The sequence below is a fragment of the Dermabacter sp. HMSC08H10 genome (assembly GCF_001807585.1).
In the GTDB taxonomy this organism is placed as follows: domain Bacteria; phylum Actinomycetota; class Actinomycetes; order Actinomycetales; family Dermabacteraceae; genus Dermabacter; species Dermabacter hominis.
On record NZ_KV789415.1, the window covers coordinates 1 to 13,321 of the forward strand.

Annotated in this window: 10 protein-coding genes; 6 read left to right on the plus strand and 4 right to left on the minus strand. The window is 63.8% G+C overall.

The genetic code is table 11. The features are described 5' to 3' along the window. Together HMPREF3176_RS00505 and HMPREF3176_RS00510 are read left to right on the plus strand one after the other, a co-directional pair. Nucleotides 1-491: C40 family peptidase (locus tag HMPREF3176_RS00505; protein ID WP_141742304.1), on the plus strand; the 491-nt coding region annotated here is incomplete at its 5' end. 226 nt (nucleotides 492-717) lie between these two features. Next, complete coding sequence (locus HMPREF3176_RS00510) at nucleotides 718-2,208, plus strand: beta-N-acetylhexosaminidase (RefSeq protein WP_070457373.1); 1,491 nt, start codon at nucleotides 718-720, stop codon at nucleotides 2,206-2,208. Between the two features lie 6 nt (nucleotides 2,209-2,214). On the opposite strand, the gene HMPREF3176_RS00515 is transcribed toward HMPREF3176_RS00510, so the two are convergent. After that, nucleotides 2,215-4,197: an Ig-like domain-containing protein gene (locus tag HMPREF3176_RS00515; RefSeq protein ID WP_070457374.1), complete on the minus strand. Its 1,983-nt coding sequence runs from the start codon at nucleotides 4,195-4,197 to the stop codon at nucleotides 2,215-2,217. A gap of 93 nt (nucleotides 4,198-4,290) precedes the next feature. Here HMPREF3176_RS00515 and HMPREF3176_RS00520 point away from each other — a divergent pair, with 93 nt between their 5' ends. Beyond that, complete coding sequence (locus tag HMPREF3176_RS00520) at nucleotides 4,291-5,694, plus strand: phosphotransferase (protein WP_070457376.1); 1,404 nt, start codon at nucleotides 4,291-4,293, stop codon at nucleotides 5,692-5,694. Here HMPREF3176_RS00520 and HMPREF3176_RS00525 read toward each other — a convergent pair. Continuing rightward, nucleotides 5,678-9,097 carry an ATP-binding protein gene (locus HMPREF3176_RS00525; protein WP_083286145.1) on the minus strand — a complete coding sequence of 1,140 codons (3,420 nt, stop codon included), beginning with the start codon at nucleotides 9,095-9,097 and terminating at the stop codon, nucleotides 5,678-5,680. The two genes, HMPREF3176_RS00520 and HMPREF3176_RS00525, sit on opposite strands and share 17 nt — an antisense overlap. Beyond that, complete coding sequence (locus HMPREF3176_RS00530; RefSeq protein ID WP_246826597.1) at nucleotides 9,094-9,852, minus strand: DUF4194 domain-containing protein; 759 nt, start codon at nucleotides 9,850-9,852, stop codon at nucleotides 9,094-9,096. The genes HMPREF3176_RS00525 and HMPREF3176_RS00530 overlap by 4 nt, the downstream gene beginning before the upstream one ends. 117 nt (nucleotides 9,853-9,969) lie before the next feature. Between HMPREF3176_RS00530 and HMPREF3176_RS00535 the strand changes: the two genes are divergently transcribed. From HMPREF3176_RS00535 to HMPREF3176_RS00545, 3 genes are all read left to right on the plus strand, one after another. Next, a complete protein-coding gene (locus tag HMPREF3176_RS00535) occupies nucleotides 9,970-10,566 on the plus strand; it encodes a hypothetical protein (RefSeq protein WP_070457378.1) in 597 nt (198 codons plus the stop codon). Nucleotides 10,567-10,802: 236 nt separating this feature from the next. Beyond that, nucleotides 10,803-11,231 (plus strand): hypothetical protein, encoded by a 429-nt coding sequence (locus tag HMPREF3176_RS00540; RefSeq protein ID WP_070457380.1) that lies wholly within the window; start codon nucleotides 10,803-10,805, stop codon nucleotides 11,229-11,231. After that, a complete protein-coding gene (locus tag HMPREF3176_RS00545; RefSeq protein ID WP_070457382.1) occupies nucleotides 11,228-11,827 on the plus strand; it encodes a hypothetical protein in 600 nt (199 codons plus the stop codon). Before HMPREF3176_RS00540 ends, HMPREF3176_RS00545 begins: the two co-directional genes overlap by 4 nt. Here the strand turns inward: HMPREF3176_RS00545 and HMPREF3176_RS00550 are convergent. After that, the gene (locus tag HMPREF3176_RS00550; protein ID WP_070457383.1) at nucleotides 11,805-13,298 is read right to left on the minus strand and encodes a DUF3375 domain-containing protein; all 1,494 of its coding nucleotides are present in this window, start codon (nucleotides 13,296-13,298) and stop codon (nucleotides 11,805-11,807) included. The genes HMPREF3176_RS00545 and HMPREF3176_RS00550 overlap by 23 nt on opposite strands. Nucleotides 13,299-13,321 lie beyond the last annotated feature (23 nt).

Genomic DNA, 13,321 nt, shown 5'->3' on the forward strand with positions numbered 1-13,321 from the left:
CGTCGGCCGGCATCGGCGTCGACGGCGTCGTAGGTCCCCGCACCTGGGACAAACTCAACTCGGGTAAGGTCGAGATCTCGACATCGCGCGCCGCAAGCACCGCGGCTCCTGCTCCCGCTCCGAAGACGTCGGCCCAGTCTGATGTCTCGGGCGAGGCGATCGTCGAAAGCGCCAAGAAATACCTCGGCACCCCGTACGTGTGGGGCGGCTCGTCGCCCTCCGGCCTCGACTGCTCGGGCCTCACCTCGACGGTGTACCGCGAACACGGCATCTCGATTCCTCGCACGGCACGCAAGCAGGCCTTCGCCGGCACGATCATTTCGGAAAGCGAGGCTCGCCCCGGCGATCTCGTCGTGTTCACGCAGAACAACTACGGTCACGTGGGCATCTACGCAGGCGACGGCAAGGTTGTCGACGCGAGCCGTTCGCGCCAGAAGGTCGTCCACCGCGATATCTGGACATCGAAGGTCATCTTCGTCACCTACCGCTGATCGGGAGAGGGGTTCGATCCTGACGCTCTGCGTCGTGGGAAGAGGATCGAGGCCACACCGGTCAGTTCATGCGGGCAGCCCCTCGGGGCTGCCCGTTTTTCTGTCCGACACCTCCCGGCAGGCATCGGCCATCCCTTTTCCAGCGTGCACCTATCCCCGCGTGACAGGGTTGAACTGTATCTTTGTGCATCATCGCGCAGGGCCGCCGATCTACCCCAGGAGTGCCATGTCCACGAAACCCGAGCTCAATACCGCTCCCCTCCCCCTCATCCCCGAGCCGGTGTCGGTTCGCTGGGGGGATTCTCCAGCTGAGGACTGGCGAACATCGGACCCGTTCGGCGAGGTCACGGTCGGCGTAAATAAGGACCTGCCGCGCACCGATTTCTCGATCGCGATCCACAAGAACGGCGCATCGATTACTGCCGGTAGCGAGGCGGCACTCGCCGATGGTCGCAATGCGTTCGCGCAGATCGTCCACCTTTCGGCAGTGCGGTCCCAACTCGCCGCAGCCGCAACGGTGGGTCACGAGCAACCGTCGGAGGCGACCTACCGCATCCCCGCGCTCACCCTGAGCGATTCTCCTGCGTTCGCATGGCGCGGCCTGCTCGTTGATCCAGCGCGGCACTTCCTGCCTGTTGAGGATCTCAAGCGGCTCATCACGGTGATGGCCGTGTACCGATTCAACATCCTGCATATGAATCTCACCGACGATCAGGGCTGGCGCTTCGAGGTGAGTGGATACCCGCGACTCACCGAAGTTGGCGCATGGCGCGAACGCACTGTCGAGGGAACCCCGATGTTTGAGGGTGAGGATACGTTCGCGGAGGACCGCCACGGCGGTTTCTACACGCAGGAGGAACTGCGTGAGCTTGTGCAGTACGCGCGTTCGCGCGGCGTGACCGTCGTGCCGGGCGTGAATCTTCCAGGTCACGCCCAAGCGGCGATCGCCGCGTACCCGTCTCTCGGGAACTACCCTGAACGCCAGCTGCTCGTGCGCGAGACGTGGGGCGTGAGCAACCACGTGCTTGGCACATCGGAAGCGGCCTTCCAGTTTGTGCGCGACGTGCTCGAGCAAGTCGCCGATATTTTTGATTCCCCGTTCGTACACGTCGGTGGCGAGGATGCCCCACTGACGGAGTGGGAGCACTCTGCCGAGGCGCGCACGCGCCGCGAGGAGTGGGGTTATTCGCGCGAAAGCGAGATCCTTGGCCGCTTTATGACGTTCGCGGGCGAGGTCCTACGCGATAAGGGCAAGCGCCTCGCGGTATGGGATTCGTCGAGGCTCGTACGGATTCCCGACGACGCGATTGTGCTTGCAGGAGGCGATCCGAAGGGCGCCAAGTCTGCGGCTTCGCGCGGCTTTCAGACGGTCGCAGCGCCCGAATCGGTGCTCGGCCTTGACCGCGTGCAGGGCCGGAACGAGCCCGTGGGCGCGCGTCCCGAGTTGAGCCTCGAGGACGTCCTCAAAGCGGAGCCCCTCCCCAAGCGACTGAAGAAGGAGCACGAAGCACTCGTGCTCGGCATCGAGGCAACGGCATTCGGCCAGTACATTCCGACTGCTCGCCACCTCGAGTACATGCTCTTCCCTCGTCTCGTGGCGATCGCACAGCACGCGTGGGGCTCGTCGATCGAGGTGGAGGAGCTCCGCGAGCGGATTCGCGCGCACGAGCCTCTGCTTGCGCACCTGGGCGTCGAGTCCCGCAAGATCCTCGACTGAGGGGTTCTAGCGGTCGCCTTTACGGTCGTGGCGCATCTGCGCGCCGACCCACAGGGACACGATTCCCGTGAAGATCAGGAGCGCCGTGCTCGTCGCGAAGACCGCAAAGGTCGCACTCGAGGAAGGCATGAGGCGCCCGAAGATCGCGCTGAGTCCAGCTTCGCGCCGGGCGGAGCTGGACCCGGGGACGAGAGGTTCAACGTCGACCACGATGTGAGCGCTCGTGCGGAGCCCGGAAGCGTCCTCGACCGTGTACTCGATGGGTGTTGTTCGACCCACGAATGTGGCGGCGGGCGTAAAGCGCACGCCGCCCGCGCTCGTCACCTCGAATACGCCCTCTTCGGGGATTTCAAGGCGGCGCCCTGAGCCTGCGACGAGTTCTTGGATGTTGGTCGCGCTCGCGCTGTGGAGCACGAGGGTCTCGGAATCGAACCCTTGGCCGGGGCTCGCGGGGGTGTCGTTCCCGAGGACGTCAATGGTCACTGAGTTGACTCGACTGTTGGAGAGGGCTTCGTCGTCACGTGCCGTGGGAACCGCGCTCGCGTATTGCGCGTGGAGAGTTCCGCTCGTCGTGTTGGAAGCGAGAGCGCTATCGATCGTAAAGGTGGCGACATGGGGCGAGTCGCGTAGGGAGCTGTCGGGAGTAAACGTCACGGTGCGCGCGTTCGCATCGAATTTCCACACTCCCTCGCTCGGTACTCGCATGGTCTTCCGATCACCGGAAAGGCTCGTTCCCGCGGGCATCTCGTGGTCGCTGAAGGCGAATGTTGAAGGCTGGACGTTGAGGGAACCGTCGAGCGGGGTGAACATTGCAGCCTGCCCCCACTTCACGGCCGTATAGCGTGCACCAACTTGGGGGTAGCCCACGTTCATGGGGGCAACCGAGGAGGTGTTGCCTTCGCTGTCCGCTGCCGTCACTCCCATCGGCGTCACGTCTCGCACCCGGTCACTCAAGGGCGTGAACGTGAGCGTTTGTGCTGATCGGTCCAGAACCCACGTGCCTTGGTCAGCAACGGTCACCGAAAGACCGTCACCGGAAGTGTAGTAGGAGGTTTCACCGCCGAAGGGGGCTAATTTAAGCGTCGAAGGATCCACGTGTGACGTGGCGCTCGCGAGTTCGAAAACGACCGGTTGGCCGTAGCCCGCTGCGCGCGTGATGTCCCTGATCGAAGGAGTATTCACGGTCACCGTGCCCCTCGCGGCGGGGTGCGTTTTCTGGTCGCGCCCTTCAAGCGTCACGGGTCGTGGTTGGGCTCCGAGTCTTTCGCGTCGAGGGGTAAAGGTGACACTCGGGTGGCCGTCGGTTGCGAGGACCCACGTTCCTTCATCGGGGACGATGAGACGCGTGCCGCCTTCGACGAGCGTGCTGCCCGCGGGGAGCCCCTCGAGCGTGAAGGCAAGCGTGGCGGGGTCCACACCCGTGCCGTCGATAGCTAAGGGGATCGTTACTTTTTTGCCTTCCGCGGCGCGTGCGCTCACGCTCGGAATACCGGGATAGGTCACGGTCAGGGTGACGGGTGCGGATTCGTAGCCGGCCTTCGAACGTACCGAGAACTTCACGCTGTGGGAGCCACCGGTTTTGGGGTCCGTCGGCGTGAACCTCACCCGCGTGTCCTGAATTGTCCATTCTCCTACCCCATCAAGGGAGAGCTTCTTGCCACCGCGCGTAGGTTTTGCCTCGGGAGAGTCGGCCGTCCCGAGGAGCGTCATCGAGTCACTATCGAGAGTTGCGAGATCATCTGATGACACCATGAGGAACAGGTCGAAAACTCCTTCATCGCCGAGCGTCGCTTCTTGCGTAAGCGCGTTCGGGTTCGTGGGGAGCGTGAAGGGACCGTCTTCACCGACTGCGTGCGCCGCGGGAACGAGGGATGCGGCGCCAGGGGCGTGGGGCACAGGAGCAAGGGCTGGTCCGACGGTTGCCGCAAGCACGAGCGCGCACGCTGCGGTGCGCGCCAGGGTGCGGCGGAGAATCGACTCCTTTCGCACGATTCTCCTTCCCACGAATGCCTCGAATTCACCCGCCACACTACCAGCGGCGTTAGTCTAAAAGGGCCCAAGTATCCCAGCGTAGGGAGTCCCATGCTCAGCATCGTGTTTTCCGATCACTTTCGCCGCGAAAAGTTCCTCGAGGATGCCTCGCGTTTCATCATGGGACAGCGCTGGTACGGCGGTGTGCACGGCACCGCTCCCGAGCTTCAGATTGCCGGCTGGACTCGTCTTGCCGAGGACGATCATCTCGTGGTGTCGTTTGTCGCACTCGGTGCAGGTGATGGCGTGCGCTTCGCTTTGCCCGTGGCCTGGAACAAGGACGGTCGAGTCGACGATGGTGAGCTCGACAGTCTCATCACGCAGGTCGACACTCCCGTGGGGCAGCACAACGTGTATGACGCCACCGGGATTGATCGTGCTCGCGCGCTTCTCGCGCGCGCCCTTTTCGAAGGGGCTTCAGGCGAGGGACTCTCGCTTGAACCGATGCTGATCGCTGAAACCGCGCAGCGCGTACAGGATGACCTCAAGGCGATCACGGCAACCGAGAGGTTCGTGGGCGAGCAGTCGAACACGTCCCTCATCATTCATACCGAAAGCGGCCGCGAGTACATCCTCAAGCTGTTCCGCCACCTCGATGAAGGCACGAACCCCGACGCCGAGCTTCAAGAGGCGCTCCAATCCGAGGGCAATACGCAGATCCCGCAATTCTTCGGGTACGTGCGCGGTGCCGACGCTCTGGGCAGCTCCGACGTCGCCTTGCTCAACCGGTTCCTGCCGAATGTGCAAGATGCCTGGCGCGAGGCCCTCATCGCTGCCGCCCAAGGCATCGATTTTTCCGAGCAGGCGTCGGGCCTCGGCACTGCCCTCGCACAGATCCACACGGATCTCGCGCGCGCCCTGCCCACCGATCGCGTGAGCACCAATACGCTCGCGCTCACCCTCGAGTCGATGAAGCGCCGTTTCGCACACCACGTGGAGACGCTCCCGGCACTCGAGGAATTCACCGACGCCGCAAACGCTCTCTACACGCAGGCCTTAAGGATCTCGTGGCCGCCGTTCCAACGAATCCACGGCGATCTCCATCTCGGGCAAGTCCTCAATTCACCGAGCGAGGGTTGGGTGTTTCTCGACTTCGAGGGCGAGCCGCTGCGCCCCATGGCGGAGCGCGTGAAGGTCGATTCTCCCTGCCGGGACGTCGCGGGGATCCTGCGCAGCATCGACTACGCAGCGGCCTACGTTGAACTCAATGAGGGCATCGATGCACGCGCATGGGCACGCGAGGCGCGGGAGGCCTTCCTCGAGGCGTATCTCGCCGAGCGTTCCGCGCGCGGGGGCGAGGGCGACCCGGAGGATTTGCGCGTTCTCTTGCGCGTGTTCGAGCTCGACAAGGCCGCCTACGAGGCCGTGTACGAATCGCAAAACCGACCGGAGTGGCTCGCGATCCCCCTCGGTGCCCTCGAGGAGCTCACCGCAAGCGCTACGCAGCCGGAATGAAATCGATCGGGCTCACGGAGGAATAGCGGTCCTCGCGGATCGAGACGACGCCTACGCCGCCGATGAACGGCGCGAGCGCCTGCGGATTCTTTCCAGGATTCGCGAGGATCACCTGGAAACCGAAGTGGCGGAAGGATTCCATCGCGGCGGTAATGAACTTGCCCGCACCCTTGCTGAACGCCTCGTCGATGATGATGGGCGCATACCTGGGCACATCCACGCCGGTCCCGGCGAGCTGGTAGCGCAAAGCTGCAGCGAGGCAGAACGTCGTCAGGCGCTCGTTCTGGCCACCCGAGAGGGGGCCGCCCGATTCGTGCGCGTGCACAACTTCGCCGGCCTCGTTAACCTCTTCGGCGTGGAAGTGGACGTGGCGGCGGACGTCGAGGATCGCCCTGGAGGCGAGGTCTTCGCGTGTGCGGGCCTTCGTGATGATGTCCATGAGGTTTTGGAGCGCGAGGAAGCGTTCTTCCGCTTTGTCTCGGTCCAGCGTGAGGTCGTTTTCGAGACTTGAGCTCGTTGCCTCGTTGAGCGCGCGCTTGAACTCGTCGAGCGCGGCGAGGTGCACGGGTCGCATCGACAGTTGGAGATAGCGCCCTTCGTGGAATTCGACTTGCGCGAGCAACTCGTTGATTTTCGCGAGGCGCTTGCGGATTTGGGCGGGCTCGCGCGCGATCGCTGTCGCGAGAGCCTGCACGTCGCCGAGGGTGTTCGAGGTAAAGAATTCGAAGAAGCGGTCCTCGACTTCGGGAAGCTTTTCCTCTTCGATGCCGCGAAGGATCGCGAGGTACTCGGGGGCGGCTTCGAGCGAGGTGTCGACATCAGCACCGCCCGCGGGCCAGCGCCGCGTGAACTCGCGCATGGCCGTGCGCATATCTTCTTCAGTGCGCGCGGTTTTCTTCGTGAGCGCCATCAGTTCCGCATCGAGTGTTGCGGAGGCATCGCGCGTCACCTGGTCGATGTTGGAGATGAGCAGTGTGGGTGCGATTGCGCGGAAGCGCTCCTCGAGGTCGGTCGTCGTTTCCGGTGAGAGCGTGCGCTCTTCGAGCTGGGCTTCGGCCTGGAGGTGGCGTTCGCTGATCTGATCGAGCTGCTCGTTGACGCGACCAAGCTGGCCCACGATCTCGAGAAGCTCCTCATCGCCTTCGCTGATCGACATTTCGACCTGATCGATCTGCCGCGCAATTTCTGTAAGGGCGCTGGAGCCGTCCTCGGCTGCACGCACCATGTCCTCGAGGTTGGCAATGCGGCGAGCGACACTCGCGGCATCCACGTCGTCCCACGTCACGGCCTGGATCGCCTGAAGCGCGAAGAGCTTTTCGCGACGGGTCTGGGCTTCCTTTTCGAGATCGCGGCGCCGGGCCTGCGCCTCGAACAGGGCCTGTTCAGCGCGTGTACGCTCCGCTTCGAACACGGCGCGCTTCGCGCGATTATCGAAACCGAGCACCCAATTGGAGCGGTCGTTGATCTGCCGCTCAGCGTTTTTCTCGTGGCGTGTCGCGGAGTGCTTGATCTGGCCGGAGCGCAATACCGCTCGAGGATGCTTGGTGAACTCATCGAGGTTTTCGGCGCACAGGTAGTCCATACGCAAGGCAACTTCGTTCGAGAGCCACTCGTGGAACTCGCCTTCGCGGATCTCGATCTTCGCCCCGAGCGCGCGCGCATCGAGTTTCTTGGGGGCGGTTTTGACGTTCGTGTTGATGCGGTTATAGGACACGCGCCGCCGCAGTTTCATACCGTCGATCTCGCGCGCGAAAGCGCGGTAGGCCCGTTCGGGCACGAGGATCGAGCGGGCGAGGCCGCGCAGCGCCTGCTCGGCGGCGGCCGTCCATTCTTCCTCTCCCGCGCGCACTTGCAGCAGCTCGGCGGCGAACGGCAGGTCGGTTGGCGCTACGCCAGTGCGTTCAGCGAGGAGATCGCGAAGCGCGACGTCATCCGAGTGGAGGTTCGAGGCGCGCGTCGTGAGAGAGGCGAGTTCCTGGCGGGTCGTTTCGAGAGCGTGCGCGTGCTCGCGGACCTTGGCCTCGGCTTCCCACTGGGTTTGTGCCTCGTTCTTTTCGTCGTCCTCGAGTGCGGCCCGCAGCTTCGCGACCTCGCGCTGGGTTTGCGTGAAGGTTTCTTCGTTCGAGGGGGTGTGCAGGCCCGCGAGCGCGAGCTGTCCCGAGAATTCGGTCGCGCGTTCGCGACGGCGGTCGCGCTCAACCTCGAGGCCCGCGATCTGCTTCTTCCAGTCATCGATCTCACCGCCACCTGCACTCTTGCGCTGCTCTTTGAGTTGAGCAAGGTCGCCGCGGGCGTCGGAAATGTCTTGCGAGAGACGGTTGCGGTGCGCACGGAGGCGGTCCTGGTCGCGCACCAGCCGGTCTTTTTCATCGGCGAGAAGCCGCACCAGGTGGCTCGCGGCGAACACGTCAATGTCGTTTCGGCGGTCGACGAGTTCACTTCCGCGAGAGCGAGCTTCGCGCCATACCTGGTCGGCATTCTTGAGGCCCGTGAGAACGTCGCGTTGCTCGCGCGCGGTCACGAGCGCGTCATACACCTCGGAAAGGTTCTGGAAGTTTGCGAGTGCCTGATCGGCGAGGTCGAACGTGCGGGGCTCGTCGAGCATGTAGTCGCGAAGGAGCGCGTTGACGTCGCCGAGCTCCTTCGCTGATTGGATTTTGTGGAGCAAGCCGAGCGCTTTTTCGTCGGGGATCCCAAGGATCTGGCTGAAGCGCGCGCGGTACTCGCGGAACTGGCGGAAGGTTTCGGTGCCCTCGAGGGTCTTTTCGAGTTCGCGGCCCTCGATGCTCGTGCCCACAAATGGACGCAGTTCGCTCACGTTGTAGGATTTCGAGGAGATGACGTAAAGACTCTTGACGTCAGAATCCGCGCTGTGCCCGGATTGAAGCAAGAACATGCGTGTGAGCTGGAGGGTTTCCCCAAGTCCGTTGCCGAAGCGAAGGCTCACGACGCTGAGTGTCGTGTTCTCCCGCAGAACTTCCTGGCTGAATTCGCCGGTTGCGGGGTCGTAGTGCATCGCCCACGCACCGCGTACGTAGCTCGCGACGGTGCGGCGGTACTTCGTGCTGCGCGGCCCGGCGTCGGAGGCCGCGGCGTTGAAGTGGAGCGCACGAGGTGGTGTCAAGAGCGCGCTGATCGCGTCGAGCAACGTGGACTTGCCGGTGCCGGGACCACCCGTGAGGAAGTAGCCCTTCGAACTAATCTCGAGGTCGTGGGTGCCGTGGAAGGTTCCCCAGTTGCTCAGCTGCACGTGGTTGAGGCGCCATTGGCCCGGGTGCGGGTGCTCGGGGTCGCTCGGCTCGCGGCGGGGGTTTTCGGGGGCGGTTCGGACGCCTGCTTCGCCCAAGCCGTCGAGGGTGTTGTGCACGTCGCTGAGGGGCACTTCGCCGGTCGTGTTGCTCACTTCGCCTGCCCTTCGTTCGTGGCTCCGGGGTTGTCGAGCGCACTGGCTGCGCCCGTGATGTCGTCGCCCGCGCGCTCGTAGAGGTCGATAAAGGTGCGCGCCGTATCGGGGTTGATCATGAGTTTGAGAACGGGGGAAACCTCGAACGAGTCACCCTGTTCCTCGAGGAGGCCCGCGCGCTGAATTTTTGCGATTGAGGCCCGGATGTCCTTCGTGAAGCCGGCTTCATCGGTCGAGGTCGAGCGCCGATACGGGGCGATGTTGGCGATGAGCTCCGCCTCGCTCACAACGGCGCGCTGGCCGCGCGAGGACTGCGTAAGGAGGTGCTGACGCAGCACGAGGAGGAGGACGGTGTCGAGTCGGTTGAGGCCCGTGAGTCGACGCAGAAGCTTCGGGGCATCGGGGTCGTCCTCGCTCTGGCGCACGAATGCGACCTGCGCGTCGTCGTCGAGAACAAGTTCCAGGAACATATCGGCGAGGCGCTGCTCGATGTAGGCGCGATCGCGAAGGAGCTGGCCGTAGCGCTGGGGGTCGCGTCGACCGTCCAGGTAGGGCCCTTGAAGCAGGGCAACGAGAACGCGGCGGGAGTCCTCGACGAGCGCTCCCCCTGTGGAGCCGGCGTAGGTGAGGTCTTCGTCGTCGCTTGCGAGCGCCCATTCGTCGCGGTCAGTGCTCGGCGTTGCCTCCGGAGCAGTGCGACCGTCGGTGGCGGCTTCCTCGTGTTCACGCATGCGCGGGCCCTTCTCATTTTCCACGCCCTCAAGCCTACCGGCCGCACAAGAGTTATCCACAATTTTCAACCCCCCTCTATCTGGCCCGCGTCTGAGTTCATAGGTTGACTACGTCCGCTCACCTCACTCGAAGGAGCCGCCGTGTCCCTACCCTCGCTTTTAGCCAACAACCATCGCAGCCCCGCGAGGATTTGGGTCATTCTTGCAACGATCGCTCTCGTCTGTGTCGTTTTGGGGCCGTTCCTCGCCCCTGGCGCGATGTGGCTCGTGCCTGTCGCCCCCGAGTCTCCTGGGGACAGCAGCCCGCTGGCCGGGCTCGAGGAACTCCTCTCGCGCACCGCCGCGTTTCTCTTCGTGTTCGGCGTGTTCTTCGGCGCAGGGAACTTCGCCGGGCTTACTGCGGTCCCGTTTGCGATCGTGGCACTGACGCGGTGCGAAGGTGCGGCGCGCACCGGTTTTGCTCTCACGGCGATTATCGTCTTCATCCTCGGGCCGCTCCTCGCCGTTCTGAGCGCAGCCGCCATGGTCGCCCTCTCCTTGACCCTCCCGACCGAGGTCTCCAGCAATCCCGCCACAGGCGCGGTGAGGGCCGAGTGGGAAGGGCTCAGAGCTTTGCTCGTCTTTGGAACATTCGCTGTCCCGCTCGCCATCGATCTTGTGCGATTCGCCGTCCTGTCGTTTGCGGGGGTCATCGTTTACTCCGCTGATCCACGCTCTGACCCCACCGGCTCTGCTTGAGCGCGGTAACCGTCTGCCTCCCCCACCCCGCGCGCGTGCCGTAAGGTTGTGTACGTCACCTTCAATGAGCCCAGGGAGGTAGCGTGACGGTGCCTGCACCCCCCTCACACCGACGCCCCGCTGCGCTATGGATGCTGTTCAGCGGTCTCGCACTGGCCATGATCCCCGTACTGCCGATTATCATTTTTTTCCTGTTAAGCGGGTCCCCTTCACCATCGCCTCAGGGTCCAAATGATGTGGGCACCTACGCGATGCAGTTCGACTCGCTCGTGGAGAGCCTGAAATCGCTCGCTGTCCTCATCGTCTGCTGGCTAGTCGGCACGAACCTTCTCGCTCTGTTCTCGTTCCCGTTTGCGCTCACGGCTCTCAAGCGGTGCACACGCAAGGTTTTCCGGACTAACATTCGCTCGCTCATCTACTTCGTGGTGGGCCCCGTTATCGCGTTTCTCAGTTTCGTCGTGCTCCTCGTCCTCTACCTCGTGATGATAAATGTGCTCGACGCGGCAACTTCAAACAACGAGAGCGCACGGAACGTCGCTGTGCCTTTCGTGACCGCTGCCTTCGCCATCCCACCGATCCTCGACATCGCCAGGTTCGTGTATCTCTTCTTCGCGAGCATTCGGGTGTACCTCGTCAAACCCTCCGCGCTCGAGGAGGCGCCGTGATCGCTCCGGTTCACGCGTATACAGGCGACACTCATCGCGCTCCCGCTCGCGTGTGGGTTCTGATGACGTCTATCGCGGCCGCCCTTCTCGTTCTCGCGCCCGGCGTGGCACTCGCCCTCTTGGCGTTTCCCATCTTCATCGAGGACCCGCCGAACACGATGCCGGCCTTCCGAGGCGTGAACACCCTCACGTATACCGTTTTCCGCTCGGTCCTCGTGTGCGTCGTGTCGGCGCTGACGGCGAATATGCTCGTCTTCGCGGCCACCCCCGCCATCGTTCGCGCCCTTAAACGCTGCCCCTCAAAGGGAGCCGCCCGATTCGGGGCGATCGCGGCGCTCCTTTTTCTCGCAGGCGCACTCGTGAGCGCGGCAATCTGGGCCCTGGTCCTCGCCCCGGTGGTTGTCGCTTTTTCACCGGATCCTGAGTCGCTTCGCGACCAACTTCCCCGGTTCAACCTGCTGTTGATTTTCGTGCCATTCGTGATCGATTCGGTGCGATTCCTCGTGATGCCGCTCGCGGGTATCGCCGTCGCGGGAGCGCGGCAACGAGGCGCCGCGCCTCCAGTCGAGCCCACTATGGCTCCGGTACCTCGCTGAGGAAGAAGAACGCGGGCACGCGCGCTGCGTAGTCCGTGCCACCTGCCTCGAGGGAATCTTCGCGCCAGCGCACGATCTCCGTGTCCCCCTCGCGAGCGTTCGCGTGTGCCGTTGCGAGAAACATGAGGCCGATGACGCTCGCAAGCCCCTGCGGTGCTCCCTGTTCGCGAACGACCTGCCCGATGCTCGCCTGACCTTTCGCGTGAACGACCTCGTTCACGGACGATGTGAGCCCCACGAGGTCAATGTCGTTCGTGCGGACAAGCTCATCCAGAACCTCGACGCTGAGACGCGAGGCGTCGTGGACCTCAGCCTCTGGCGGCACGCCGGGATCACTCGGATCCTTGAGAAGGTGCTGAGCGACAGAGCCCATCTGCGCGCGCGAGAGCCCCAGATCGACCTCTTCGGCCTTGCGATGGCTCACGCTGTCTTTTTGCGCGAGTGCAATGCCCTGTGCCTCTTGAAGAAGGTCGAGAAGGACGCGGTGCTGGCGGAAGTCCTGGCTGCGCACAAAACGCGCAAGCGAGCGATACAGCTCGGTCTTGACGTCGAGGACCTCTTGCGCGGGCTCGTACAGGTCGCTGAAGACGTTCGCGAGGCGGTCGCGTTCGCGGCGCGTAAGAGTGCGCGTAAAGTCGCGCGAAAGGAGGCGATCCACGAGGTCCTGGGCTCGCTCGTTTTGTTTGGGGTCATTGAGCATCCTGAAGAACGCCGTGAAGGTCTTGCCCACCTTGGATTGACCGAGGAGGTCATCGCCCGCGAGGAGCTGCTCGAGGATTTCGCCGCGCGAGCCTTCGGGCGAAAGGATCTGCTCACGAAGATGCAGGTCAACGGCGCGAAGGTCCTCGCGGTACTGAAGGAAGTCTCCGCTCAGCTCGTCGGCGACCTGGAGAATGTCGCGAAGTCGCTCCGCGGAATGCTCGGCCGGCGGGAGCATGAGTTCGCCCTCGCTCAGCGCCTGGATCTCCCTTTCGATCTGCGCGCGGCGAAGCTGGAGTCCGCGAAGGCGCACATCTCGATCGCCTTCGGTGTCCTCGGCAAGCCGCTCAAACTGCTGCATGACGAGCGTGAGGCGGGATTCCGTCGTCGTGGGGCGATGCTCCTCGAGGGACGAAATGAAACCGATCGCCTCCACGGTGGACACCGACAGTTCGAAGGTCGTTTCGACCGTCGTGGGGTCGTCGCGTCGCGTGAGATAGCCCTCGCGCACCCACGAGTCGACATACTCCGAAGCGCCGCGTTGAACATCCTCGTCGCCTCGCAGGAGGTCGAGGTGGCTCGCTACGCGGGCCACGAGCTCGGAGCGGTCGAGCCGACGGTCGCCCGCGGGGAAAACCGTCTGCAAAATCGCGAGGGTCGCGGGCGCCTTCGTGGCGGATAGAAGCCGCCACGTGGACATGCGGCGAAGCCGCTCGTAAGCCTCGGCGCGCTCGTTCGCGCTATGCCCGCCGAAGGTTTGAAGATCGCTCACACTCACGCCTCAACACTATCGAA